25 protein-coding genes are annotated in these 26,457 nt (G+C 34.3%); 15 read left to right on the top strand and 10 right to left on the bottom strand.

Annotated features, from left to right (window positions below; genetic code table 11):
- Positions 1 to 2: 2 nt before the first annotated feature.
- The 3 genes from OZP07_RS21090 to nhaA form a co-directional block, all read right to left on the bottom strand.
- On the bottom strand, positions 3 to 1,997 hold the full coding sequence (locus OZP07_RS21090; RefSeq protein ID WP_281636658.1) for a hypothetical protein: 1,995 nt from the start codon (positions 1,995 to 1,997) through the stop codon (positions 3 to 5).
- A 22-nt stretch (positions 1,998 to 2,019) separates the two neighbouring features.
- Positions 2,020 to 2,679, bottom strand: a complete 660-nt coding sequence (locus tag OZP07_RS21095) for a hypothetical protein (protein WP_281636659.1) — start codon at positions 2,677 to 2,679, stop codon at positions 2,020 to 2,022.
- A 108-nt stretch (positions 2,680 to 2,787) separates the two neighbouring features.
- The gene (gene nhaA, locus OZP07_RS21100) at positions 2,788 to 3,951 is read right to left on the bottom strand and encodes a Na+/H+ antiporter NhaA (protein WP_281636660.1); all 1,164 of its coding nucleotides are present in this window, start codon (positions 3,949 to 3,951) and stop codon (positions 2,788 to 2,790) included.
- Between the two features lie 118 nt (positions 3,952 to 4,069).
- Here nhaA and OZP07_RS21105 point away from each other — a divergent pair, with 118 nt between their 5' ends.
- The 3 genes from OZP07_RS21105 to OZP07_RS21115 all read left to right on the top strand — a co-directional run bounded on the left by OZP07_RS21105 (position 4,070) and on the right by OZP07_RS21115 (position 5,935).
- A complete protein-coding gene (locus OZP07_RS21105) occupies positions 4,070 to 5,020 on the top strand; it encodes a 2-hydroxyacid dehydrogenase (RefSeq protein WP_281636661.1) in 951 nt (316 codons plus the stop codon).
- A gap of 89 nt (positions 5,021 to 5,109) precedes the next feature.
- Positions 5,110 to 5,490, top strand: coding sequence for a DUF4234 domain-containing protein (locus tag OZP07_RS21110; protein ID WP_281636662.1), 381 nt, complete (start codon positions 5,110 to 5,112; stop codon positions 5,488 to 5,490).
- Between the two features lie 7 nt (positions 5,491 to 5,497).
- A complete protein-coding gene (locus tag OZP07_RS21115) occupies positions 5,498 to 5,935 on the top strand; it encodes a DUF2752 domain-containing protein (protein WP_281636663.1) in 438 nt (145 codons plus the stop codon).
- A 38-nt stretch (positions 5,936 to 5,973) separates the two neighbouring features.
- On the opposite strand, the gene OZP07_RS21120 is transcribed toward OZP07_RS21115, so the two are convergent.
- Positions 5,974 to 7,791: a GNAT family N-acyltransferase gene (locus OZP07_RS21120; protein ID WP_194642375.1), complete on the bottom strand. Its 1,818-nt coding sequence runs from the start codon at positions 7,789 to 7,791 to the stop codon at positions 5,974 to 5,976.
- A gap of 192 nt (positions 7,792 to 7,983) precedes the next feature.
- On the opposite strand from OZP07_RS21120, the gene OZP07_RS21125 reads away from it, so the two are divergent.
- Entirely contained in the window at positions 7,984 to 8,745 is a 762-nt protein-coding gene (locus OZP07_RS21125) for an exodeoxyribonuclease III (protein ID WP_281636664.1), read from the top strand.
- A gap of 125 nt (positions 8,746 to 8,870) precedes the next feature.
- A complete protein-coding gene (locus OZP07_RS21130) occupies positions 8,871 to 9,809 on the top strand; it encodes an OmpA/MotB family protein (protein WP_281636665.1) in 939 nt (312 codons plus the stop codon).
- A gap of 74 nt (positions 9,810 to 9,883) precedes the next feature.
- On the opposite strand, the gene OZP07_RS21135 is transcribed toward OZP07_RS21130, so the two are convergent.
- Complete coding sequence (locus OZP07_RS21135) at positions 9,884 to 10,201, bottom strand: type II toxin-antitoxin system RelE/ParE family toxin (protein ID WP_281636666.1); 318 nt, start codon at positions 10,199 to 10,201, stop codon at positions 9,884 to 9,886.
- Complete coding sequence (locus tag OZP07_RS21140; protein WP_194642372.1) at positions 10,198 to 10,434, bottom strand: addiction module component CHP02574 family protein; 237 nt, start codon at positions 10,432 to 10,434, stop codon at positions 10,198 to 10,200. The genes OZP07_RS21135 and OZP07_RS21140 overlap by 4 nt, the downstream gene beginning before the upstream one ends.
- Positions 10,435 to 10,667: 233 nt before the next feature.
- Between OZP07_RS21140 and OZP07_RS21145 the strand changes: the two genes are divergently transcribed.
- Positions 10,668 to 11,705 carry an aldo/keto reductase gene (locus OZP07_RS21145; RefSeq protein WP_281636667.1) on the top strand — a complete coding sequence of 346 codons (1,038 nt, stop codon included), beginning with the start codon at positions 10,668 to 10,670 and terminating at the stop codon, positions 11,703 to 11,705.
- Positions 11,706 to 11,761: 56 nt separating this feature from the next.
- On the opposite strand, the gene OZP07_RS21150 is transcribed toward OZP07_RS21145, so the two are convergent.
- The 3 genes from OZP07_RS21150 to OZP07_RS21160 all read right to left on the bottom strand — a co-directional run bounded on the left by OZP07_RS21150 (position 11,762) and on the right by OZP07_RS21160 (position 15,840).
- Entirely contained in the window at positions 11,762 to 13,417 is a 1,656-nt protein-coding gene (locus tag OZP07_RS21150) for a DUF4139 domain-containing protein (protein WP_281636668.1), read from the bottom strand.
- Positions 13,418 to 13,613: 196 nt separating this feature from the next.
- A complete protein-coding gene (locus OZP07_RS21155) occupies positions 13,614 to 14,774 on the bottom strand; it encodes a vWA domain-containing protein (protein WP_281636669.1) in 1,161 nt (386 codons plus the stop codon).
- A gap of 103 nt (positions 14,775 to 14,877) precedes the next feature.
- The gene (locus OZP07_RS21160; RefSeq protein WP_281636670.1) at positions 14,878 to 15,840 is read right to left on the bottom strand and encodes an SIMPL domain-containing protein; all 963 of its coding nucleotides are present in this window, start codon (positions 15,838 to 15,840) and stop codon (positions 14,878 to 14,880) included.
- A gap of 147 nt (positions 15,841 to 15,987) precedes the next feature.
- On the opposite strand from OZP07_RS21160, the gene OZP07_RS21165 reads away from it, so the two are divergent.
- The 4 genes from OZP07_RS21165 to OZP07_RS21180 all read left to right on the top strand — a co-directional run bounded on the left by OZP07_RS21165 (position 15,988) and on the right by OZP07_RS21180 (position 21,359).
- On the top strand, positions 15,988 to 17,829 hold the full coding sequence (locus OZP07_RS21165) for a tetratricopeptide repeat-containing sensor histidine kinase (RefSeq protein ID WP_281636671.1): 1,842 nt from the start codon (positions 15,988 to 15,990) through the stop codon (positions 17,827 to 17,829).
- Positions 17,826 to 18,572 carry a LytR/AlgR family response regulator transcription factor gene (locus tag OZP07_RS21170; protein WP_281636672.1) on the top strand — a complete coding sequence of 249 codons (747 nt, stop codon included), beginning with the start codon at positions 17,826 to 17,828 and terminating at the stop codon, positions 18,570 to 18,572. Before OZP07_RS21165 ends, OZP07_RS21170 begins: the two co-directional genes overlap by 4 nt.
- A 290-nt stretch (positions 18,573 to 18,862) precedes the next feature.
- Positions 18,863 to 19,390: a ferritin gene (locus OZP07_RS21175; RefSeq protein ID WP_281636673.1), complete on the top strand. Its 528-nt coding sequence runs from the start codon at positions 18,863 to 18,865 to the stop codon at positions 19,388 to 19,390.
- 1,033 nt (positions 19,391 to 20,423) lie between these two features.
- The gene (locus tag OZP07_RS21180) at positions 20,424 to 21,359 is read left to right on the top strand and encodes a right-handed parallel beta-helix repeat-containing protein (protein ID WP_281636674.1); all 936 of its coding nucleotides are present in this window, start codon (positions 20,424 to 20,426) and stop codon (positions 21,357 to 21,359) included.
- 79 nt (positions 21,360 to 21,438) lie between these two features.
- On the opposite strand, the gene OZP07_RS21185 is transcribed toward OZP07_RS21180, so the two are convergent.
- Entirely contained in the window at positions 21,439 to 21,762 is a 324-nt protein-coding gene (locus OZP07_RS21185) for a single-stranded DNA-binding protein (protein WP_194642404.1), read from the bottom strand.
- A gap of 337 nt (positions 21,763 to 22,099) precedes the next feature.
- Here OZP07_RS21185 and OZP07_RS21190 point away from each other — a divergent pair, with 337 nt between their 5' ends.
- The 5 genes from OZP07_RS21190 to OZP07_RS21210 all read left to right on the top strand — a co-directional run bounded on the left by OZP07_RS21190 (position 22,100) and on the right by OZP07_RS21210 (position 26,030).
- Complete coding sequence (locus OZP07_RS21190) at positions 22,100 to 22,516, top strand: TonB family protein (protein ID WP_281636675.1); 417 nt, start codon at positions 22,100 to 22,102, stop codon at positions 22,514 to 22,516.
- Positions 22,517 to 22,690: 174 nt separating this feature from the next.
- Positions 22,691 to 23,281, top strand: coding sequence for a transglycosylase domain-containing protein (locus OZP07_RS21195; RefSeq protein ID WP_281636676.1), 591 nt, complete (start codon positions 22,691 to 22,693; stop codon positions 23,279 to 23,281).
- A gap of 157 nt (positions 23,282 to 23,438) precedes the next feature.
- A complete protein-coding gene (locus tag OZP07_RS21200) occupies positions 23,439 to 24,251 on the top strand; it encodes a hypothetical protein (protein ID WP_281636677.1) in 813 nt (270 codons plus the stop codon).
- Between the two features lie 907 nt (positions 24,252 to 25,158).
- Positions 25,159 to 25,536 carry a PH domain-containing protein gene (locus OZP07_RS21205; RefSeq protein WP_194642411.1) on the top strand — a complete coding sequence of 126 codons (378 nt, stop codon included), beginning with the start codon at positions 25,159 to 25,161 and terminating at the stop codon, positions 25,534 to 25,536.
- A gap of 14 nt (positions 25,537 to 25,550) precedes the next feature.
- The gene (locus OZP07_RS21210) at positions 25,551 to 26,030 is read left to right on the top strand and encodes a hypothetical protein (protein WP_194642412.1); all 480 of its coding nucleotides are present in this window, start codon (positions 25,551 to 25,553) and stop codon (positions 26,028 to 26,030) included.
- The last annotated feature ends 427 nt before the right edge of the window (positions 26,031 to 26,457 follow it).

A 26,457-nucleotide genomic window follows, 5' to 3' on the forward strand; every position in this document is an offset into this window, starting at 1 on the left:
TATTATTCTGTAACGGTTGTTTCTTTCTGCTTTTCAGTATAAACCTCATTAATTACATCAAAGAAATACTGTAAACTATTAGCGTGCTCTCCTTTAATGGTGTATGATAATTCAGACGTAATGGTTCCATTTTTAAATTTAGATTCCGCAGTAATCTCCCCAGCATTTTTCAAAGCGATGTCCCAGTAATTGCTTTTAGTCTCTTTTGAAAGTTCGGTTTTGGAAGCTGTAATGATTTTATGAAGATCAAACCATGCTGAAGAATTATTTTTTGAAATCAATTTTTTGAAATCGGCTTGCAATGGCATTACTTTTTGCTGGATGAGGTTTTCTACATTTTCCTTAGAAGTTGTAATCATCAGCACACCGCTTTTTAGTCCAAAATATAAATTTTCAAGCAGATTATCTTTTTCAAAATGAAGCGTATAATAGCCCTCTGTTAATTTATAATCGGTTCCTGTAAATTTATCGGTATTCAAAGGAAGTTTTAGTAATTTGTCTACAAAGGATTCATTTCTAGTGTTCAAAAGAAACGTGAAATCGGGCTGAATTTCTTCTTTATTTCCTTTGGTTTCTACTTGCTCATAATTTTCATTATATTCGAAAGTAACGTAATCTCTTTGTACTTTTTTGAGATCATGAAGTACAAAAATCGCATTGCCAGGAACTAAATCGGCAATGGCTTTTTCGTCCAAAATCAAAGCAATGGCATCAATCAGAACATCAGTTTCCTTGCCACTGGCTTCCTTTGAGTATGCTTGATAAACAGAGCTTAAAGTGTTTTTCATAACCTTGTATTCATAATTCATAATGGCTTCTGTGTCCATGCTGATAGAGTAATAGCCCAAGATGTTATTCCCAACATAATTCAACAGGTTTTTATCCATTTTGGAATCAAACATTTCCTGATATGATTTTTTTATTTCATCGTTTTTAGGAGTTAATACTTGACTGAATCGAATTTTATCTTTTTCAAAATAAGCATTTATGTGATAATTGCTATTCAGAAGCCCATTTTTATAGATTCCCATCAAAGCCACATTACTGCCGGCAAAAGAAGAAAATAATTGTGACGTTAATATATCTAAATCTGCGAAAGCATAGAAATCGGATTTTGGGTCATTATTCTTAAAAACGTTTGAATTTATGGCTTCTTTATCCTTTGCAACATCAAAAGTTTCTTTAAAAACTAAATCTACAGCAGAGCTGATTTTCAATCTTTCGATAGAATCGGTCTTTTTAAATTCAAGATCTTGGAGTTTTCTGTTCGTTTCTTCCAATTCAGCTTGAGCCTTTTCTTGTTTGGCATAAAGTTCTTCTTCGGTAGGTTCAGCAATTACAGGTTCTTTAACTGTTTTCTTTGCTTTTTTTCCTTTTTTTGATTTACTGCTTTTGGAAGCTTTGGTCTTTTTAGGTTCTGGAGTTGGTTTTATTTCTTCAGGAATATTATAGTCAGCGGCAACAGTATCTACCAAAACACTGGTGGTATCCATTAAAGTTAAATCAGAGTAAGGTTCATTGTATATATTTTTATGCGGTTTGGTATATGTAGCATTTACCAAAACAGCAAATTTATTATTCCATGCCAGATGATGATTTTTGGAAGTGCTGACACTCATATAATTTGTCTGTTTTTTTATTTTAAGACTGTCACCATATTTGCTTTGTATTAATTTTTCGAATTGTACTGCATTGTTTAATGGAATCAGCACTACATAATTCATAACAGAATCTCTGCTTGAATAATAGTGATACTGGTTTCGGGTAACATCGATGCCAGTCTGGTTAAGATCTTTTGGAAGAAATTTCAATTCTTTGTCCAATAAAGCCTGCATCCAAGGATATTCCTGAATGGTTTTGAGAGCTGCTTTATCATTTAGATTTTTACTGTTAATGCACAGTGCAAACGGTGAATTCTGAGGAACTCTGTTTGCTAAATCCTGCGCACATAATGAAGCAGAAAAGCAAATTATAAGTAAAAGCAAATAGTTTTTCATATTTTGAAGTATAAATAATTGTTTAGTTAAGCGTGATAGTGTTTTCAATTTTTTCGTTTCCGTTAATAAGGCTGATTATGGATCCATTTAGCTTAATGGCCTTTCTGCTTTTGGATGTTGTCGAATTTTTGTTTGAAAATGATTTTATGGTGGAATCAAATTTGTAAACGGAAGTGTATTTTGCGGTTTGAAAAACTTCTTTATCCGATTTTTCTAATTTCTCATAAAGTGTTTTAATTGGGATTTTTTGGGTGCGGATAAATTTTTTATCGGCAAACGTAAAATAGTCAGTGCTTAACGAAGGATCTAGCTTTCTGCTGTTTTTCAGTTTTAAAAAAGTAGTGTTGAGATTGCTTATTTTTTGAAAATCAAGATCAATTGCAAAAATATAGTTCGTTAAATCGATATTCGTTTTTACATTTGAAATTCCTGCGGTACTTTGAGCCAATGCTTCTATTTTTGAAGCTTCTTTTTTAATTTCGTCTTTGGAAGGAATTGAGTAGCCATTTATTTTCTGCATTTTTAAAATTGAATTGATTTTAGTTTTGCTTTGGCTGAAATTAATTACAAAATTAAAATGTCCCGATCCATCGTCTTTCATCTGTACTTCTTCGATGACTTCAAAGCAGCTTTGGAACAGAAAAACAAAACATAATAGAGGTATAAAGTAAACTTTTTTCATCGTTGCAAATTGCTACAAATGTTTAATGATCTGTTTGTAGGCAATGGATTGCAAAGGAAAGAATAAAATTTCGTGTTTTGAATTTTTTTAAAATGCTTTTTATCCTATTTATATGTCTTTAAACGTTTTTTTGGGAGCTTTGAAAGTGAGTTTTAAACAGATAAAACCCAAAATTCCTGATAAAGAGGAAGCAATTAAAATTGCTATTTTAGAGTAAGTTATGACTTCTTCTCCTTGGTTTTTAAAAGCTAATAAAGTGATAAAGATAGACATGGTAAATCCGATTCCGCCCAGCATTCCTGCTCCTAAAATATTTTTCCATTTTAAATCTTTCGGAAGTCTGCAAATTCCGATGGTTACAGCGAGGAACGAAAACAGATAAATACCCAGTGGTTTCCCCACCACAAGCCCTAGAATAATTCCGATAGAGTTCTCGTGACTTAACCCTTCATACCAATTACCATTTATGGCAATGCAAGTATTAGCGATAGCAAATAAAGGGAGAATAATGAAGGCAACAGGTTTGTGCAAAAAGTGCTGTAATCGGTAGGACGAGGTTTTTTCTCCTCCATCTCCAAACGGAATTACAAATGCCAGTAAAACACCAGTTATAGTAGCATGCACTCCAGAATTAAGCATAAAATACCACATGAAAACGCCGCCAATTAAGTAAGGAATTAAATTATGGACTTTACTTCTGTTCAAAATGAATAAGAAGCCCATAATGGAAAAAGCAATAATCAGATTAGTAAAGGCAATTGTCTGAGTGTAAAATAATGCAATAACAAGTATGGCTCCTAAGTCATCGATCACGGCAAGTGCGGTCAAAAATATTTTTAGCGATGCAGGAATCCGATTGCCTAATAATGATAGGACACCTATAGCAAAAGCGATATCGGTAGCCATAGGAATTCCGGCTCCGTTTTGGGTAGTTGTTCCGTAATTTAAAATCAGGAAAATTCCAGCTGGGAGAATCATTCCGCCCAAAGCCCCGAAAATAGGAAGTATGGCATTTTTTATATCGGCCAGTTCACCATGATACATTTCACGCTCCAGTTCTAATCCAATTAATAAAAAGAAAATAGTCATTAATCCATCATTAATCCAGTCCGTAATAGAATGATGACCAATTTTGGTTTCCCAAAAAGCGATATATTCCGTCTGAATCTGAGAATTGGCCAGTATTAAGGAAACTATAGTTACAAAAAGCAGTAATATGCCACCCGCTTTTTCGCTATGAAAGAAATCCGTAAACGTATTTGTTAATTTCATTGTATAAGGACTATTAAATTGGAATCGCTAATTTAAGCATTTGTAATTTAATTTGGCTTCAAACCTCAAACCGTAATATTTTAATTAATTTTGAAATTCTAATTTACTTATCCGTATCATGGACATAAAAATTCTTCATATTGACAGCAATCACCCCTTGCTTTGGGATCAATTGGAACAGGCAGGATTTATTAATCATGCCGATTTTACTTCTTCCAAACAGGAAATCGAAGCTAAAATTCAAGACTATCAGGGAATTGTTATTCGCAGCCGTTTTAAAATTGATAAACAGTTTCTTGACAAAGCAGCCAATCTGCAATTCATTGCCAGAGTAGGAGCGGGTTTAGAAAGTATTGACTGCGATTATGCTGTTTCCAAAAATGTAACTCTTATTGCGGCACCCGAAGGGAATTGTAATGCTGTTGGCGAACATACTTTGGGAATGATATTGTCCCTTTTCAATAAATTAAATATTGCCGACAGCGAAATCCGTTCGGGGGAATGGAACAGAGAAAAAAATAGAGGGTACGAACTTGACGGAAAAACAGTTGGGATCATTGGCTACGGAAACATGGGAAAAGCATTTGCAAAAAAACTTCGTGGTTTTGAGGTTGAAGTATTGTGTTACGATATCAAGGAAAATGTTGGCGATGCCAATGCCAGACAGGTTTCACTGCAGGAATTACAGCAAAAGACCGATGTGCTGAGTCTTCACATTCCGTGGACTCCCGAAACCGACAAAATGGTTGACTCGGATTTTATTAATGCTTTCGCAAAAGACATTTGGATTATCAACACTTCCAGAGGAAAGAACATTATAACTGCCGATTTGGTTACTGCGATGCAGTCCGGAAAAGTGTTGGGTGCAGGATTGGATGTTTTAGAATACGAAAAACTGTCTTTTGAAAATCTTTTCCAGGATAAAAATACGCCCGAAGCTTTTCAGTATTTACTAGATGGGCGAAAAGTGATATTGACACCGCACATTGCAGGCTGGACTTACGAAAGCCATGAGCGTTTGGCTCAGGTGATTGTCGATAAAATTAAGGCTTTGTATGGGAAAAGCTAATAATGTAAGGTTTTTAATTGTTTAAAAAATAGGAATTTGTGATATTTTTTATAATTTAGTCGAATATCTATCATTCATTAATTATAATTATGGAAAATAAATCTGAAGAAACTTGGAACACTCCTAAGAGTTCGATTCCAACATTTAAAGTTGACCCAATTGTAGTGTTGATCTTGAGTCTATTAACATGCGGGCTGTATTTAATCTATTGGAACCTGAAAGCATCCGAAGTATTAAATGCAGTTGCAGAAAGAGAAATTATTTCGAGCCCTATTGCTATTTTTGCTGGCTGTTGTTATCCTATAAACTGCTATTTCTTTTATTTGGCAGGTAAAGAAGGATTGCCGGCTATTCAAAGAAGACTCGGATATCAAGTCAAAGATGATTCATTGCTTTATTTGATTTTAGGTTTGTTTTTTCCAATGGTAGCAGCAATGATTCTGCAAAACGAAATCAATAAGCTGTATTAATATAGAAATGAAACGACAACGAAAAATACTCGGAATTATAGGAGCTGTAATGACTCTTATAATTCCGTTTTTTTTGATGCTGCACAATCAGAATAATCATCTTGAAACAGATCAGTCGTTATGTCCCTTTAAGATGCTTACCGGTTTTCCCTGCCCAGGCTGCGGGATAACTAAATCATTGGTTTATTTCTATGAAGGAGATCTGCATAAAAGCTTGTATTATCATATTCTGGGGCCTTTTGTGGTTCTTTTCTGCGTAATGACGATATTTGTTTTAGCAGCAGAATTAGTTACAAAAAAAGAATATTTCAATGGGATTTTGTACAATAAAAAACTAGCCTATTTTCTGGCTTGTTTTCTTATCTGCTATCAGATAGTGAGAATTACCCATTTTGTTGAAAATAATACTTTTGATTCTATTTTAAAAGAATCCATTTGGAAATAAAAAAAGCCCGAAACAGGGCTTTTTTTTATATTCAGAATTTATTCTTCTTCTTCCGGTTCGTCTTTATCATTCAGTTTTCGCTCCAATTCAGCCTGAAATTCTTCCATAACTGGTTTCATAGTGCTTTCTGGTATATCTGCGATTCGAATGTACATTAATCCGTCGATTGCATTGTTGAATAATGGGTCAACATTAAAGGCAATTACTCTTGCATTCTGCTTGATGTATTTTTTAATCAAAACAGGCAGACGCAGATTCCCAGGTTCTAATTCGTCAATAATTTTGTCGAATTTATTCAAATCTGCTTCGGCTTCATCTAGTATAAAGTCTTTGTCAGCGTCTTTAAGTTTTACTTTATATGCTTTTTTCGGATGTACATATTGTGCAATATATGGATCGTAATAATTAGATTTCATGAATTCAATCATTAACGATTTTGAAAAGTCAGAAAACTGATTACTGATACTCACACCGCCAATCAAATATTTATGCTCTGGATACCTTAGAGTAGTGTGAATAATCCCCTTCCAAAGCAGGAACAAAGGCATAGGTCTTTGCTGATATTCTTTCACGATAAAAGCACGTCCCATTTCTATTGAACTCAGCATCATATCGTTTAATTCTGGTTCAAATCGAAACAGATCATTTAAGTAAAAACCTTCAATGCCATATTTTGGATAAATTTCAGAACCTAATCCCATACGGTAGGCACCGGCGATTTTTTTGGTTTCATCATCCCACAAAAACATGTGATTATAATATTGATCGTATTTGTCAATATCAATAGACTCGTTAGTTCCTTCTCCAACCTCTCTGAAAGTGATTTCCCGCAAACGGCCTATTTCATGTAAAATATGAGGAATCGATTTGGCATCTGTAAAAAACACTTCGTAGTTTTTGCTCTGCAGTAAACGGCAGTCTTTCTTGCGCAGATTTTTTACTTCGGCTTCAATTTTATTCTGATCGCTGGCAGTAACTATTTCTTTGGGACTTTTTGGTATTTTAAGTGATGGTGTCTGTAAAAGTTTGGATTCTTTTTCAAACGGATTGGCAAGCATATAGGTTTTCTTTCTCAGGAATTCCGTATAATCTTCAATGGATTCGTATTCGTTCTGTTCCGCAACTGAAATTGGTTTTCCTACGCGGACTTTGATGATCCGGTCTTTTTGAGTAAGGAGCTCAGATGGAAGTTTAGCAGTTCTAAGCGTGTCGTTTATTTTAGATAAAAAATAAAATAATCGGCTGTTTTTAGCATGAAAATAAATTGGAACTACAGGAACCTGTGCTTTTCGGATTACTTTTATGGCACCTTCTTCCCAAGCTTTATCAACTACCAGTTTTCCATCTTTATACGTAGAAACTTCACCAGCAGGGAACATTCCCAAAGGTTTTCCGTCTCTTAAATGACGAAGTGTCTCCTTAATTCCAACCACGCTGGACTTGGCATCTTTGTGATTTTCAAAAGGATTGACCGGCATGATGTAAGGCTTCATCGGATCAATGCGGTGAAGTAAAAAATTGGCAATGATTTTGAAATTAGGCTCTTTTTCAAGCATTAATTTCAATAGCAGAATACCATCAATTCCACCAAGCGGGTGATTGGATATGGTAATGTAGGCACCGTCTTTCGGTAAGCGTTTAAAATCTTCTTCCGGAATTTCAAATTTAATCTGAAACTCGTCCAAAATAGCATTCAAGAATGGAACCTCTTTCAGATGTTTGTTGCGGTCATATATTTTGTTTAATGTCGAAATCTTCAAAACTTTCATCAGCAACCAACCCGAAAAAGTACCGAAAACCCCGTACTTATCCGTATTTATTGCCTTTGCAACTTCTTTCGCGGTAACTAAACCCATTTATTTTTCTTTTTTGAGCAAGAAGCAAAGATAGCAAAATACTCCATTTTTTATGGTTTTTTTTGAATCAATCTTTTTACTTTTTACTACTTTTGGAATCCATAGAAAAAATAATCTTCCGAATTTGGGATAAAAAATTGGTTTTTAAGAGCCTATTTTGATAGCCATTATTTCGGACAAAAAAGTACATTAATGAAAATAATCTCATACAACGTCAACGGAATCCGAGCTGCAATTACTAAAGGTTTCATCGAATGGCTTCAGCATGCTAATCCTGACGTAATTTGTTTACAGGAAATCAAAGCTACCGAAGAGCAGATTCCTGTTTTGGAAATTACCGCTGCTGGTTATCCGTATCAATATTATTATCCAGCCACTAAAAAAGGCTATAGCGGTGTTGCTATTCTTTCCAAAATAAAACCTAATAACGTAGTTTATGGTACTGGAATTCAGCACATGGATTTTGAGGGGCGTAATCTTCGTGCCGATTTTGACGATTGTTCAATTATGAGTCTGTACCTGCCATCGGGAACTAATATCGATCGTTTGAGTCATAAGTTTATGTACATGGATGATTTTCAAAATTATATTGACATTCTCAAAACAACCATACCTAATCTGATTATTTGCGGTGATTACAATATCTGCCATGAGGCGATTGACATTCACGACCCGATTCGTAATAAAAATGTTTCTGGTTTTTTACCCGAAGAAAGAGCTTGGCTCGATAAATTCATGAAATCCGGATTTGTGGATAGTTTTCGTCATTTCAACAGTGAGCCGCACCAATACTCGTGGTGGAGTTACCGAGCCGGAGCACGTGGGAATAATAAAGGCTGGCGCATCGATTATAATTTGGTCAGTGATTCATTAAAACACAAACTCAAAAGAGCCGTTATACTGCCTGATGCTATGCATTCTGACCATTGCCCTGTTTTGGTCGAAATTGAATAACATAATAGCAATGATAATTTCAATTTAAAATAAAAAATATTGCAATGGATAGCCAGGCTAGGGCATTCCGTATAACAAGAACTTTTGACCTCAAATACTACAATAAATAATAAAATTTAAGAAAAATGATAAAAAGAATTTCCATTGGACTTTTAATTCTCGTACTGAGTACTTCTTGTGTTTCTAAGAAAATTTACAATGATCTTGAAAACCAATTTGCGAATCTAAAAAAAGAAAACCGAGCTATTTCTGATGAAAACGCTGCTCTTTTGGCTTCCAAAAAACAGCTGGAATCTGACAAAACTGCTTTGCAGGGTAAACTTGACGATGTCAATGCTAACCTAGCCAAAGTCCAGGCTGATTTAGAAGCAGCGAAAAATAAAATGAAAGTGATGCAGGATTCGTATGCTGCTTTAGAAAAAAACAGCAATGAATCATTGGAAGCTAATATGAAAAAGAACCGTGATTTATTGGCACAATTGGATGCTAAAGCAAAAGCGCTGGCAGATGAACAGGAAAAACTGAATGAAAGCAGCCAGCGGTTAAAAGAACTGGAAGATTTAATTGCGGCCAAAGAAGCCAGTATGAAAAAACTAAAAGAAACACTTTCAAAAGCGCTTAATGGTTTTGAAGGCAAAGGTTTGACGGTGGAACAAAAAAACGGAAAAGTATATGTTTCTATGGAAAACAAACTGCTTTTCAGTTCAGGCAGCTGGGCTGTTGGTGCCGAAGGTAAAAAAGCAGTTGTTGAGGTAGGGAAAGTTTTGGGTGATAATCCGGATATTTCGGTATTGATAGAAGGACATACTGATAATGATCCTTACGAAGGTTCTGGACCTATTGCAGACAACTGGGATCTTTCGACCAAAAGAGCAACGGCAATTGTTGCTATTTTGGGCGAAAACAAAAAAGTAAACAAACAGAATCTTACTGCTGCAGGGCGTAGTGAATATTCACCATTAGTTAGCAATAGTACTGCTGAAGGTAAATCTAAAAACCGCAGAATCGAAATTATCCTGACTCCTAAATTGGACGAAATTTCTAAAATGCTGAATGAGTTTTAGAAAGTCGCTAAGTTTCTAATTTTAAAAAGGTTCACATGCAAACGTGAACCTTTTTTATTGGAATGAATATGGCTTTAAAGTCTCTCATTTAGTTTTCTTTTGTCTTGTTTATTGTGAAGAATTGCAACGATTGTGATTTGTTTTAAATCTTCTTCAATGTAAAAATGAATTCCATATGGAAATATTTTTGGATGAGCTATACTGATGTTTTTAAATATTGGGGAATAGATAAAAGGATTTTTTTGAATCTTTAAAATGATTTCTTTTATTGCTTTGGCAAACCGTTCTTCTAAATCAGTATCTGGGTTTTGCTCGTAATACCATAATTTAGCATTGTCAATATCTCTTTCTACTTCTTCAAAATAGTTTAGCTCAAAATCAAAGACAATCATTTTTTGACTTTTTTATCGAGCGTATCAAAAAGACCTTTAATTGGTTTTACTCTTTCTGGATTTTTATAAATTGCTTCAATTCTTGAAGACAAAATTTCTTTTTGCCAATCAGGTATATCTTCTGTGATTTCCTCAATATCGGGATATTGTTTTTTAATTAAATCCCATTCTTGAGCAGGAATATACACACCCGAATTATTTCCGTCACTATCATGTAAAACTTGTAGTTTCATAATTAGTTTGCTGATTAAATGGTTATTCAACAGATACTGTTAATTACAAAAATACAAAAAAATAGGTAAGGATTGGTAATTTGACTTGGATTCAGAGAAACATTTAGTTTTTTATTTCTCCGGATCTAGTTTGATGTAATTCAAAAATGCTAGACGATAAATTAATTTTTATCTTTGCTTCCATAAAAAAACTTAGCTTCTTAGCATCTCAGTAACTTAGCCACTTAAAAAAAATGAAATATACCACTTTACCAGATACTGATATTAAAGTTAGTAAAATATGCCTTGGAACGATGACTTTCGGACAGCAGAACACGGAATCCGAAGGGCATGCTCAAATGGATTATGCACTCGACAAAGGAGTCAATTTTTTTGATACCGCCGAGATGTATTCTATTCCAAGCAGAGAAGAAACCTACGGAAGCACTGAAAAAATCATTGGAACTTGGCTGAAGAAAACAGGAAAAAGGGAAGAAATTGTTTTGGCTTCCAAAATTGCTGGGCCGAATCCTCTTTTTGGCTATATGCGTGAAAAACTGGATTTTTCTCCAGTAAGTATTCAATATGCTTTGGATAAAAGTCTGCAGCGGCTTCAAACCGATTATCTGGATATTTATCAACTGCATTGGCCGGAGCGCAAAACTAATTGTTTTGGACAGCGAGGGCTTAAAATTCAGGACGATGCATGGGAAGATAATATTCATGAGGTTTTAGAAACCTTAGACGGTCTGATTAAAGCGGGGAAAATAAAGCACGTTGGAGTTTCTAATGAAAATCCTTGGGGAATGATGCGTTTTCTAGAGGAAAGTAAATATAACAATCTGCCAAGAATTAAAACGATTCAAAATCCATATTCCTTGCTGAACCGCCTTTTTGAAAACGCTTCTGCCGAAGTTTGTCTTCGTGAAAATGTGGGGTTATTGGCGTATTCGCCATTGGCTTTTGGCGTTTTGTCGGGTAAATTTTTGACAGGCGAAAGCCATCCAAATGCAAGATTGACTCTGTTTCCGCAATATGCAAGATACAGCAGTGCTCAATCTACTGAAGCAGCTAAATTATACCAAAAAATTGCCCATAAACACGGATTTACATTAACGCAATTGGCTCAGGCTTTTGTATTGCACCAGCCTTTTGTGACCAGTTCAATTATTGGTGCTACAACAATGGAACAGCTCAAAGAAAATATTGATACTATTGATGTAGTTTTATCAAAAGAAATTTTAGAGGAGATTAATGCTGTTCAGGCTGTTATTCCTGATCCCGCGCCTTAAATCTGAATAAAAAATAAAAGCCTGTCAGTTTTTTTGAATCTGACAGGCTTTACAGTTTATAAATTCTCTATAACCTGATCTTTTGGATACCGCACTTTGTAACTAATCCTGATTTTCTTGGTTTCATTTGGCTTCATCTGCAGTTGCCATGTTAGGATTCCTGTTTCCGGATTTACTTTAGCACGATCGCTTTGCAGTAATTCAATTTCAATGTCTTTATTGGAACTCAACGGATATTGATCTTTTAGCAGCATTTCGATTGCTTCTTTTTTATTGTTTCTAATGGTAATATCAAAGGTAAAAGTCTGTTCTTTTTTAGAAGATAAAAACTTGGTGCCCGATTGATCCACGACTTTTTCACGTTTGATAGTCACTTTTTTATCACGCCCCATGCTTAAACTCAAAGTGTCGCTCGTTTGGCTCGGCTCGATAAATGTTTTGCCCACATACATGCCTTCAAAGATAATATTTGCTTCACCTCTCAGCAGATTGTATTTGCTGTAATCGGCAATCTGAGCCAGTAAAAAAGCATCTTTTTCTGCTTTTGGCACTGCATAAAACTTATAGGATGCCGGAAGTTTAATTTCTTTCAATGAAACGCTGTGTATTTTTCCATTTGATAAAATATCATAAGGAATATCAATATCAAATGAAATATTCAATTGGTTTTCAGATACAGTCGTATAGTTTGAAACCGATGATTCAGCCATCGTTATCGGTTGTGCATTCATTTCTTCCTTGGCAATCTGAACTCCGGCAACTGTTCCCTGCAATTGATTTTGGATTCCTTTTCTCTTAGAGCCATAACCAACTACAACTACTTCTTGTAACCTGTTGTCAGTTGGTCTATAAGTTAAGAACCATGAATTTAGCAAAGGAGCCTGATTATTTTGGTTTGGAACACCGCTTGACAAAGTCAGTTTTGCTTTTTTCCAATCGATTCCAGTGTTTTGAATAACCTGCGCTTTGTACATCATATTGATTGGTGCCGTTACACTTTCGGTGCGTAAATCATAGAATGGTGTCCACGAAGCATTATTTGACAAATAGGTAATGTCCAAAGGAACTGCTCCAGCCAGATTATTCATCACCTGTACAATCAGTTTTCCAGAAGAAGTTTTTTCTTCTTTGCTTGTATCTACTTCGAGTTTGTTGTTCAGTTTTTGAAGAGTCTCATTGAGTTTTTGCTCTTTTTCGGCTAAGGCGTTTATTGTATTGGCAATTTCAGTCTGTTTGGCTTTGTAATAATCGACCATTTTCATTAGTTCCAATACATTCAAACCCGAATTCACTCCCGAAACCTGCTGATTTCTGTCTAATAATGCCAATGTTTTGGTTTCCGAATTTTTGGCATTACCCACTTTTAAAAGTTCTTTTTGTACCAAAACGATACTGTCTTTTACTTTTTTTAATGCTGGAGATTTTAAATCCACTTCATATTCCGAAACGTAGTCGTTTGTAAATTGAACCGAAAGTACTGTTACGCTTGCAGGTGCGCCTATCTGTACCGAGTTTTCATTTAAATCGACGGCTACATTTTTGATGACAATCTCACTTGTACCTAATGGCAGATTTATATTAGCTGTTTGAGAGATTTCTGCAGCGTTAAAATACACGGTTGCAGCTTTTACTTTGGCAGTCGTGAAAATTGGTTTTTGAGCAAAATTAAATGCCGAAAACAATAACGCAAAGAGGAAATAAATTTTTTTCATGAGGTAGTAAGTTAAGATTATATCTTTATAGATGGCAAAAAGCTGAAAAAGGTTGGGTGTCTGCTTAAATTTTTTATAATTTTTTTTGCCACGGATTAAACACATTCACACAGATTTTATAAGCATCATTAAAAAATCCGTGTGAAACAATGTCTAATTTTATCGTTTTGAGCCTATTACGAATACTTTGTAAGGTTTATTTTTCTACTATATAACCTTTCGCTTTTGCCAAAGCCACAATAGAGGTGTTAATTGCCTTGCCTAAATCATCTTGTGATTTTGTTTTTTTTGTTTCGGTGTCGATGTATTGCTGGCGTTTTTTGCCCAATTCACCAATTTCTTTTTGGATAGCTTCTCTCTCCTTGGTTTTTTGGGCAACGATTTTTTCTACTTCTGCTTCCGATTTATTTTGAAATTCGGCTGGTAATTCTTCTTTTTTGATTTTTGTAATGGCTTTTGGGTCTTGTTTTACTCGGTCAACCAAATCCCAGTTTTCGTTTTTGTATATCGCTTTGGATTTACTTACAGCACGTTCTGCATAATTAGCAGATGAAACACCTCTAGCGTTTTTATCCTGAACTTCCTGATTCATTTTTTTGGAAATACCTTTAGAACCATACCCAATATAGGTGTTGTTTATCCTTACATTACAATTTGATATTTGATCGTCATAAGGCGTTGATACATATTGAATAGATTGATTTGAGTCAATGTTGAAGTATTTTCCTTTGCCATAATCGGCTCCGTCTTTCCAAAAGGTGTTGATGCCCTCCAAACTGCTTCCGCAAAAGATAGTATTCACGTAAATATCGTTTTTCATTGCATCACTGATTGCCTCTTTATAGTTTATTTTGCCTTGATCAAAAGCTTCGTTTCCTGCAATATAAATTAGTTTCATATTGTCGTTTGCTTTTCCCCATTGCAGTTTTTTTGTAGCGTCTTGAATTACAGCACCGCAATATTCATTGCCTCCATTGGTTCTCAAAGCAAATAATTTTTCGGAAATTAAGTCGAGGTCGGTGGTGAGAGGCGTAACTTGTCGGATATAATTGGATTGCTGAGCTAATCCGTCGTTGCCGTATTCGTACAGCGCAATTTCGATATCGGGAGTTTTTCCTGAATATTTAAGTGTGGTCAAAGTGTTTACGATATTCCAAAGTCTGGATTTGGCTTGGTCGATCAATCCGTCCATACTGTTGGAAGTGTCCAATAAAAGAGCAACCTGTATTTTGTTGTTTTCGGATGGTTTTGGCTTTTCGGTTGGAATGTTATTTGCTGGTTTTGCTGTTGATGAATTACAGCTTGCAAAAGAAAGTGTGGTGGCCAAAAGTGCGGAGATAAATAATGTCGATTTCATAGTTCTTTAATTTTTATGGTTGATTTTCTTATCAAACTTAGAAACTAAACACACGCCTTTTTTGGACAAATGGTGAAACGGGCTTTTGACTTGGTGAAAAGCTTTAAAATTTTTGTTTTGTAGTATCCATAACAAGATTCTTTAAATCGCCATTTGGAGTAATCAGTATAAATTGTTTATCTGTTTTTGGAATCTGTTTTTTTTCTCTATTAATGAAAATCTTTATTTCATATTGTACTTGTATAACTGGTTCCAATACCACAGGATTTATTATAAAATCAAATTCTTTATTAAATACAGGCTGATAATAAAGCGTAGTCGATTTATTGGACTGATTGACATTTGCTGTTTTTTTTAAGTTTAAATCAGAACTGTTATACGCTTCATAGGATTTGTACATTTCTACAGGTAAGTTTACAATAAAATCATCGGTTATTCTTTTCTCTGCATTTGTAAATGTCTCACCAAGAATTACCTCATAATTCTTGGTTTTTTCTTGTATTAAAAGCTTTGCCTTGTTCATCATTTCTTTTTTGATTGATTCTAAGGTGCTTGAAAAATAATCAACTCGTACCAGATCGTATATTTCATGATTGGATAAAATTGATATAAAATCGTTCAACTGATTGGGATCAGAGTATTTTATGTGAATATTTTTCTTCAATTCAAACCCAATTGGGACTTCATTGTAGGTTTTACGGCTGAAAACCTTTTTCTCAACTTCATATTCATAAACAGGGACAAATGAGATCATATCTACAAAGGTCTCAACATCTTTTTTGAGTTTGATTTCTGTTAATGATTGCGAAATTCGCTGATTAATTAATTCATTGACCTCTTTGGCTGTTTTACCTGTTTGAGTTAAACTGAAAATAGCTGTGTATGAATCTGCCTTAACATTAGCAAGACCTTTTACATTTATCACAATACCATCTTGTGATGGAAAATTGATATTGATTGTATTTTGTTCAGAATACCGATTTTGGTAATTGGCATTTCCCGAAACCTGTCCAGAGCTGAATTGAGACAACAGAATGATTAAAAATGAAAAGAATGTTTTTTTCATGTTGATAGATTTTAAGTTTACATGGTAAAAGTATCAATAGAGAAAATATATTTTTGAGAGAATGGGTCAACAAGCCGTTTGACTTGGTAAAAGCTATAGTTTTGGAATTAAAAATTAACTTACTTTACACTTTCTAAATATTTGTTTGTGAAACATAATTTATTAATTGTTTTTGTTCTGCTCTTTTTAGCGTTTTTATTTCCTCATGAAATAATTGCGCAGTCTGCTCCTATAGAAAAAATTGAAAAAAAAAATAGCTCCAGAATCAGTAAAGCCAAAATTAGTATAGCTGCTGAGGAATTATCTAAATCTTTGGATGAAAATAATGAATCAAATATCGCTTCGAATTATGAAAAATTGGCCAGTGAGTTTCTCGGAAAAGGGGATAATGCCAAGGCCGAGGAATACTTTAAAAAAGCGCTGGCGAGCTACACCAAACTAAAACTGACTGATGACAAAACCCGCGTGGTCCGAAGCCTTGCCAAGGTGCAGGAATCGCAGAGGGATTATAAGTCAGCCATTAGTAATTATGAAGTTGCCGGATCGATGGCCGAGGATAAAAGTCTCGAAAAGATTAATGCGAATGATGCGAACCGTCTGCGGTCTTCTGCGAGTCCTGTGGCTCAGGAAAGTTATGTGAATTCGAATATTGAATTGTTGAAAAAGGAGAAAAAAAGCGAAGAGGTTTCGGATGCGTATGTTAAGAAGGCCGAAAATTCGCTTCAGCAAAAAAAGAAAGAAGTTGCTATAGAAAGTTACAATCAAGCACTCGCTTACGCAAAAGGGAAGCCGGCGACGATCATCAAAATCAATAATGAAATTGCAAAAGTATACGCTTCGGACAATCAGTTTGACAAAGCGATCGGGATTAGCGAAAAACTTTTGGCAGATGCCAAAACCAAACAGGATTTCACTACTCAAATCAAGCAATTGCAGTCGCTTTCGGGTCTATATTTTCAAAAAGAAGAACCAAACAAGGCTATTGAAGCCTTAAAGGAAGCATTTGCTTTGGCACTGCAAAAAGGCAATTCGGCCGAAGCAAAAACAAGTCTGACGGCATTAACGCAGTATTATAACAAAAAGGGAAACAATAAGGAGAGTTTGGTTTTGTACGATCAATTTGTTAAGAATTTCGACCAGTTAATTCATTCGGACACGACTTTGATTGATGCCAAAACGTTTCAGGTGAGTGAAGATAAAATCCGCCAGCTGGAAAAAGAAAAGTCGCTGAAAGATGAATTGATTTCAAGGAAAAACACGTTCAATTATTTTCTTTTGGGTTCTATTGGATTGCTTTTACTGTTGTTTTTATGGATTGTGAAAGCGCTTTATTCGATTAAAATCAAGAACAAGGAAATCGCCCTGCAGTCGCTGCGCAGAGAAATGAATCCGCATTTTATTTTTAACAGCCTTAACAGCGTCAATCAGTTCATTGCCCAAAATAGGGAGTTGGAGGCCAATAAATACCTGACTTCGTATTCGAATCTGATGCGGAATGCAATGGAGAATTCCAATAAGGATTTCATTACGCTCGATAACGAATTGGAGCAATTACGAAAATATCTAGAATTGGAACATCTGCGTTTTCAGGATAAATTTGATTTTAAAATTAGTGTTGATCCGGAACTGGATGCCGAAAGAACGATGGTTCCGAATATGGTTATTCAGCCACATTTGGAAAATGCTATTTGGCATGGTTTACGTTATTTGGATACCAAAGGACTGCTGTTGCTAAAAGTGGAATTAATCAGCGGAAAAGTGGTGATTCGGATTGAGGATAATGGCATTGGTCTGGCCAAAAGCCAAGAGCTGAAAACGGCCAATCAAAAAGTACACGAATCGCGAGGAATGAGCAATACCAAAGAGCGCATCAGTCTGCTGAATGAACTGTACAAACAGCATATTTCTTTCCGGATTTTTGAAAAAACGTTACTAGAAAGAGGAACGATTGTCGAAATTAGCTGTCCATTAATTGATAAAATAGGATGAATTTTCAGAAGATAAAAAGCGTTATTGTCGAAGACGAATTGGCAGCGCGTGAGGTGCTTAAGAATTATTTGAGCAAATATTGTCCGCAGGTAGAGGTTATCGGTGAAGCCCAAAACATAAAAGAGGCCGTTCCGCTGTTGCACGAATTAAAGCCGCAATTGGTTTTTTTGGATGTCGAAATGCCTTTCGGGAATGCTTTTGATGTTCTCGAAGCCTGCAAAGATCTGCATTTTGAAACCATTTTTGTAACCGCTTTTTCGGAGTATTCGCTGAAGGCTTTGAACCAAAGCGCGGCCTATTATCTGCTGAAACCCATCAGCATTGAAGAACTGATTGTAGCGGTAAACAAAGTGCATCATCAAATTCTGAATAAGGAAATTTTTAATAGAAATAAGATTATTATTGAAAATTTTAAGGAATCCAAACCCGAAAAGCAACAAGTGATTCTGCCGACACTGGAAGGTTTTGAAGTTGTAAAAATGGAGGAAATCATTCGGCTTCGCGGTAACGGCAATTTCACCGATTTGTATCTTCATAACGGAAGTAAAAAGATGGCGTGCCGTTTTTTAAAACATTTCTCCGAAATTCTGCCTTTGCCTTTTATCCGTGTCCATAAATCCCATATCATCAATCTGAATTGTGTGAAATCGTACAATAAAGGAGGGATTATTACGCTGAACGATTCCACCGAAATTGAAGTTTCCCCGACTTATAGAGAGGATTTTTTAAGGAATTTCAAGTGATGATTTAACCGCACTAAAACGCAAAGAAATCCGATCTTAACTTTTCGCCTCAATGTCTTCGAATGAATAAAAGTTTAACTTAATAACATCGATTATATGTGCAATTTGAGGCCGTTTTTTTTAACTATAAGGAAACACATTAAAAGTGTATAGTTTTAGACAAAATCTGAAACCGATAAAAGACCATTTTATCAATAGAATGATACTAAATTGACGCAATTTGCTGCAATTTTAATATAAAAAAAGACCGTTAAAATATTTTTTTTTAATTTTACTAAAAACTAGAAATCATGTTATTAAAAAATATCGAAACAGCGCTAAACAAGCAAATCCGTATAGAGGCCGAATCTTCTCAAATCTATTTATCGATGGCCTGCTGGGCTGAAGTGAATGGACTGGAAGGTATCGCTCAGTTTATGTACGCTCAATCAGATGAGGAGCGTCTGCACATGCTAAAGCTAATCAAGTATGTAAACGAACGCGGCGGTCATGCTCAAATTACCGATTTGAAAGCTCCAAAAACATCTTACGAAACCTTCAAAGGAATGTTTGAAGAATTATACAAACACGAAGTTTTTGTATCCGACTCGATTAATGAGTTAGTTCATATTACTTTTCAGGAGAAAGATTATGCCACTCATAACTTCCTGCAATGGTACGTAGCCGAGCAGATTGAAGAAGAAGCAACTGCCAAATCAATTTTGGATAAAATCAACCTTATCGGTGACGACAAAGGCGGATTGTATCTTTTTGACCGTGACATCCAGCAGGTAGCCGCTGCTAGTGCTGCTGCAAATGGAGGCGCTACTGCCAAATAGTTAAGATACCTCTTAATAAATAATATCCCCTAAATGCACGAACATCATTTTGGGGATTTTTTTTGCTCCAAAAGTGTTAAAATTTATTTAGAATAGATAAAAACAACATACCTTTGCATTGGTTTTAAATTCTTTATACCACGATTCAAAACAGATTCATAACTATAATCCGCAGTTACCTTGAGCAAGAAAGAAAAAGAAAAGGAGAAAAAGGACAAGAAGAAAAAAAAGGATAAAAAAGAAATCCTCAAAAAACTGAAAGCTCTTGAAGGCTGTAAGTCGACTTGCATGTCAAGCTGTAAAGTACCGTCAAACTGTAAATCCAGCTGTTGTGAAAAATACAAGAAAAGCGAAAAGAAACGCTGCAGCCGCTGTCCAATGTTTGATTTATTAAAAAAATCAGCATAGTTTTAGTTCGAATAAAGTATTTTTTACTTCTTTAAAGTGTTCAGCTTAATAATACACACCACTATGTTTTAGAATATTGATTTATTACATAGCCATAAAAACAACAAATTTACTTAAAAGCAATAAAATTAAAATCCATAAACAGCAGTAACCTCACGATTACTGCTGTCTTGTTTTTATAATATTCATAATAATTTTGTTCTGTAAAAGTATTTACTCAAAATCAAATCATGAATAGAAACAAAAATATTGCTTATTACAATCAATCCTTACTGCCTGCACATACTCTTCAAAGATTAAAGAGAAAAACGAAAAAAAAATCTCTCCAAGTACTTTCTAAAATGTTATAATAAAAATCAATATTGTAAATTATAACGTAATTAAACTTTCACTTATAAAGCCGATTTTTAATCATAAAACATAATTTCTATATGTTTTTTGTTAAAAATGTAATTATATATTTATTAAAATACATTAAAAAAACAGGTATAAATACCTGTTTTTAACATAAAATTATATATTTATTTACAAAAATAAGAAAAACTTTATTTTTTAGAATTAGATTTGTGCAATCGATTACAATTAATTGCAATTAATCAATAACCATTTTAAAAACTAAATTTTTATGAAAAAAAATGTACTAATTTGTAAAATTACAAGTGTAATTTTACTTTCGCTGCTTCTTTCAAATTGTCAAAATGATGACACTATCAGCCCGACTGATTCGCAAAACATCACAACCGACGATCAAACTATTTCAAATGATACACAAAGCAGTTCATCTGGCAATTCACTTACACGCAAAAGCACTTCAGTAACGACTGAGACGGCATTAATAAGTGCAATAACCAATGCTGCTCCTGGCGATGTCATCACAGTAAGCGGCACCATTAAACTAACCAAAACACTTCAATTACTAAAAAGCGGTACTTCATCTTCTAAAATAAACTTTACAGGAGGCACACTAGATTGTTCTGGAATATCTTCAGGCTGGGGCGTGAAATTAAATGGAAGTTACTGGAATGTTACCAACATGACCATTAAAAATGCTCCTGATTGCGGTTTGGTTTTACAAGTGGGCGGCTATAACTATATTTATAAAATTACAGCCACAGGCAATAAAGACTCTGGAATTCAAGTTTATAATGGAGCGCATCACAACACTGTAAGTAATTGCTACTCAGCTGAAAATTACGACACAGCAAATGGTGGAGAAAATGCAGATGGTTTTGCCTGCAAACTGTCTGGAGGTGCAGGAAACGTTTTTGACAGCTGTACTGCATACCATAATTCTGACGATGGATGGGATTTGTATGGACAGCCATATACAGTAACCATTAAAAACTGTAAATCACAAAATAATGGATACGGAACAAATGGTGACGGTAACGGATTTAAATTAGGAAGTGCAGGTCAAAATATTCCACATACAGTAACCAGTAATTCGGCCACAAATAATAAAGCATGGGGCTACGACGGAAATGGAAATACCGGACACATAACAATTACGGGAAGTACAGCTTCTGGTAATGGAGCTGGATCATTCACCAGAATCTATTAATTCATTTTAGATAATGATACTAAATAAAAAGTGTTCGCTAAGCGAACACTTTTTTTATGGAAAGATTCAAAGCTCGAAACTACTTTCCAAGCAGCATAATCTCGCTTACTACTACTTCGGTGATGTATCGTTTCTCTCCGTTCTTGTCATCGTAGCTTCTGTGGGTTAGTTTTCCGTCTATGGCAATTTGTTTGCCTTTGGTTACGAATTTTTCGATAATCTCGGCTACTTTTCCCCACGCAACTACGGGATGCCATTCGGTTTGTTCTACCCTTTCTCCTTTTTCATTTTTGTAAAACTCTTTGGTTGCGATGGAAAGGTTTGCTACTTTTCTCCCATTGTCTAGCGTTTTGATTATTGGATCATTCCCTGTATTCCCGATTAACTGTACTCTGTTTTGCATGGCGTGTAAAATTTAAATGTTAGCGTATATTATTATTGATATTGTTATTGACATGGCAAAGATGTGACTGCATGCAAAAATTATTCGGTTGGTAACTGTTTACTTTCGGTTGTAAATATTTGTAACCGTTTGCAAACGGATAATGTACTGAGAATAAAAAGCGAATGTAATTAAGTTACAATAAAATATTAGCCTATATTTGTTTGATATCGCTTACAAACTAGAAGGTAATTACCTCAATTTTGAATATGTGTTTTTTAGTTTGTTGCGGGTATATACAAGTTGGCGGTCATTTACAAACGAAATCGAATCTTTCTAAAAAATATTTGATGATTATATGGGTAAATTAAATTTCAAATTATTTATTTTTCTTCTCTTTTGTATCTCTGGATTTTCTCAAAAGACTGAAAATTCGCTAAAAGAAAAAATACTTACTGAAAAAGAAGTGGTTTGCGTTCTACCTATTGAAATAAAGCCTGAATTTATTGGTGGTATTGATAGTTTAAATGTATTTATAAAAAGAAATATAAATCATTCAAAATTAAAATTATCTGAAAATGGAATTGTTTATGTCGAATTCATTATTGATAATAAGGGAAATATTAAAGACGAAAAAATAAAACGTAGTTTATCCGAATTAGCAGACAAAGAAGCCTTAAGAATAATTAAAATAATGCCGAAATGGAATCCCGGTTATGAATATGGAATAGCTGTTAAGTCTAAAGTATATTTGCCAATAAAATTCAATAAATAAACGACCGCCAACATCTACTACAACGGATTTGGGCAATTGGCTTAATGGAATAATGGTTTTGTATCTGAATGATTTGGCAAATCCGAAAAAATGGTCTTAATTTAATCCCAAACCCGCTGTAGTAGCAACACGTTAGTAGCGATTTAACCACAAAACACCTGAAATCAATAACTTATGAAATCAATTAAATTAATTCTTAAGATTTTTTTGGGTTCATTAATAGTTCTTTTTGGAATTTACTTTTTTTTGATAAGTGATTACAATAATATGTTTAAAAATGAACGTTTTATAGAGATCGAAAAATCTATAAAAAAATCGAAATCTAAAAAATATGCCGATTTGATTTCAATATATCAAAAAACACATAGCATTGAAAATGTTAACAATCGAATTATAAAGAACCGAAAAGATTGTCCTTGCCTATCAGTCGTCAAAAAATTTGGCTATCCAAAACTGTACGAGAAAAATAGTTCACAAATAAGAAATGGAATAAACGAAATAATTTATACAAACAAAATAGAAAAAACATTTACTCAAGAAAATTGTTTGACTTTTTTGTTTGCTTCATATGATTTCTCATGTGAAAGCAAAGGTGTTGAACAAGCTTCAAAATATTTCTTCAATAAAAATATAGAAGACTTAAATCAATCTGAAAAAATAAATTTAGTTTTAATGGTTGATAATTCAGCTTTATACAATCCTTTTAAAAATAAAAGTTTATTGCCGAAAAAAATTGAAGAATATAAAAAAATAATAAATAAATAAACCGCTACTAACACTTGCTACAAGAGATTTGGGCATTTGGCTTAATTTAAAAATGGTCTTGTATCAGGGAAGTTTAGGCAAATCCGAGAATAAGGCTTAATTTAATCCCAAACCTCTTGTAGCAAGGGGACGTTAGCAGAAATTAAAAAAAATACAGATGAAAGAAATGTACTTTGAAATACCATTATACAAAATTTTAGAATTCAACAATGAAGATGAAGAGAAAGGTAATGCATTATTAGATTTTATAAACTACACAGGGTTAATTGATGGATACAATCCAAAAATTAATGAAAATACAAGTTATAGAGTAAGTTCTTTTCAAACTACAACATATTATAATTTACGGAATTATGTAGGCTTTCATACAAGAGAATTAAGATGTGTAAGAACAGGTTATACAATTACAACATATTTTTTATTAGAAAAATTTGAAACTGAAATTGAAGAAAATGACTTTAGTGAAATAATTTACAAATTTCAGAAAGTTGGACAATTTCCAACAATTGCTGATTTAGAAATAGGAAAATACAAAAAGTTTTCTAAAATTTTGAAAAAGGAATATCTCCGAGAATTAAATAAAGCAATCGGATTATCCGCAAATGGAGTTGGAATTGGTGCTTTTGTATATTTAAGAAGAATTTTTGAAAATCTAATTGAAAAATATCACCAAGAAGTCAAAAAAAATAATGATTGGAATGAAGAGAATTATACTAATTCAAGAATAGCAGAAAAAATCGAATTGCTAAAAAATTACTTACCCGAAGCAGTTGTCAAATATAAAAAGGTATATTCAATAATTAGCAAAGGAATTCACGAATTAGAAGAACAGGAATGTCTTGAATATTTCCCTATAGTTAAAGATGCTATTATTTCAATTTTGGAACAAGATTTCTTAAAACAAGAAAATGCAAACAAACAAAAAGAGTTAGAAAAAAACATTCAAAATTTAGTAGAAAAACTAAAGTAACTTCTGCTAATCGAGTAGACGGCTCCGCCCCAAACGGAACGGAGTGCGCCTCTCACACCACCGAGCGTACGGGTCACGTACTCGGCGGTTCGCAAATCATCATCCAAAAGCTCTTTACACCTTTTGGGCTATCCATAATTTACTTTAAGATTAGGCTAAGTAAACTTTCCTAATCGAATTTCTTGGAGATTTGCGTTCAGTCCTTCCTTGTTTGTGAGTCCTGTGCGGTATCTATTCGCAACTCGTTGCCCCAAGTACTATGACCTCTGCTGACTTCTCTTTCTAATGTTCCCGACATTTAAGAGATCTCCCCTGGTAAGAGCTTTTTCCTTCATCCAATTCCTGCGCCATCTACAAATCAACGATTTTGGTAATCTTCGGACGTTGCGTTGGTGTGGACGCTTATCCTCGCTGACTTGCCTCCTATGACGTTTCTGTTCGTCAGTACCGGATTTTGCCGGTTCGCTTCCTTCACTGCATACCTCACGGTAAACCAGCTTGCGACGTACTAATGGTTCGGGGTTTCAATCCGCCCATAAGGGACTTGCACCCTCTGGAAAAATAACACGCTGTAAGATTTGTTTTCTAATTGGAAATTTGTATTTTTCAATTTTTATCAAAGCTTACAGCGTGTGTCCTGCTCATGCAGGGCACACACAGCTACTACAACGGATTTGGGCAATTGGCTTAATGGGAAAATGGTTTTGTATTTGGATGTTTAGTGATAACCGAAAAATAAATCTTAATTTAGTTCCCAAACCCGCTGTAGTACCAGAACGTTGTGCGACATATTACCAAAAATCGCGAAAATAGAAAGTAACATAAAAACTATAATTGGAGAACTGAAACCAAATTAAAAACGTGGCGTAACCGAAAAGCCAAAAGAGTAGGAAACTTAAAAATTAAAATGGCTTTAGATTTAATTGCAAAATTCAGTGTTCTAGAAAAGGTAACACCAACAGAAAGTAAAGAGATATTTGATGTGTTTTTAGCTCCAGAAGAAGAAATACTTTTATCATATAAACACGCAAGAGATAAAGTTGTTTTCACAACTTACAAAATTATTTGTTACGATGTTCAAGGATTTACAGGTGGCAAAAAAGAATACAGAATTTTTCCATATTCAAAAATATCATCTTTTTCAGTTGAAACTGCAGGATTTTTCGATACAGATGCAGATTTCAAAATATGGGTTTCAGGAGTTGGATGTTTTGAAATTAAATTTGGAAAAAAATTAGACATTAAAGAAGTTGGTTCTTTAATGGCAAGCAAAATTTCACATTAAACAAAATCTAAACAATGAAAAATTTTATTAAAATATTGCTTATTAGTTTTGTATTTACATCTTGTTTAAATTCAAATAAAAATGAAGCAGTAGCAACAGAAAAAAAAACAATAGTTAATGTTTCAGATATTATTGGAAAAGACCAAACAGAAATTGAAAAAATTTTAGGGAAACCTGATAATCTTGAAATGGTTAAACCAAGTAATACACCTTGTGAAAATAAACCTTGTGAAAAAGCCAATTATCAATCTGACAAATTTGAAATTGTATTCATAAATGGCAAAGCAGATTGGATAACAATAAATAAACTTTCTGAAAACGAAATCAATAATGAAAATATTGAATTGTTAGGTTTGAAATCTGCGGAACCAAGTTTTGATAATCCAGGAAATGTTAAGAAATGGAATAATATAGAAAACATAAAAGAGATTAGTGTATTCGATAATGGTTCAGGAAAAATAGATTATATATACATTAAAGCATTAACAGAATAAAAAATACGTCGCACAATCGAGTAGACGGCTCCGCCCCTAAAGGGACGGAGTGCGCCTCTCACACCACCGTGCATACGGGTCACGTACACGGCGGTTCGCAAAGAGATGGGTTGAGTTCGATATAAACATCGCTTAAGGATTGATAACCACGCTGTTTTAAGCGTTTCAAAGTAATGGTGGTACTCAAAATCGGGCTCTGTGCAATTGCCCAACCCCCTTTTCTCGTTCGGCTAAATGCATAGGCATGGCCTTGGTCAACTCCAAACCGAATGAGATTCTTTCCCTTTCTCTTTCTTTCAGGTTTCTTCCAATCGTGCCAAATGCAGTATTGAAGTCGGTTTACTCATAAGTTTTTATTGTTTTTTTTGGTCTTCGTGATACCGCTTCGCTAAATTCTGTTCGTCAGTACCGGATTTTGCCGTTTATT

This window comes from Flavobacterium marginilacus, from assembly GCF_026870155.1.
Classification (GTDB): domain Bacteria; phylum Bacteroidota; class Bacteroidia; order Flavobacteriales; family Flavobacteriaceae; genus Flavobacterium; species Flavobacterium marginilacus.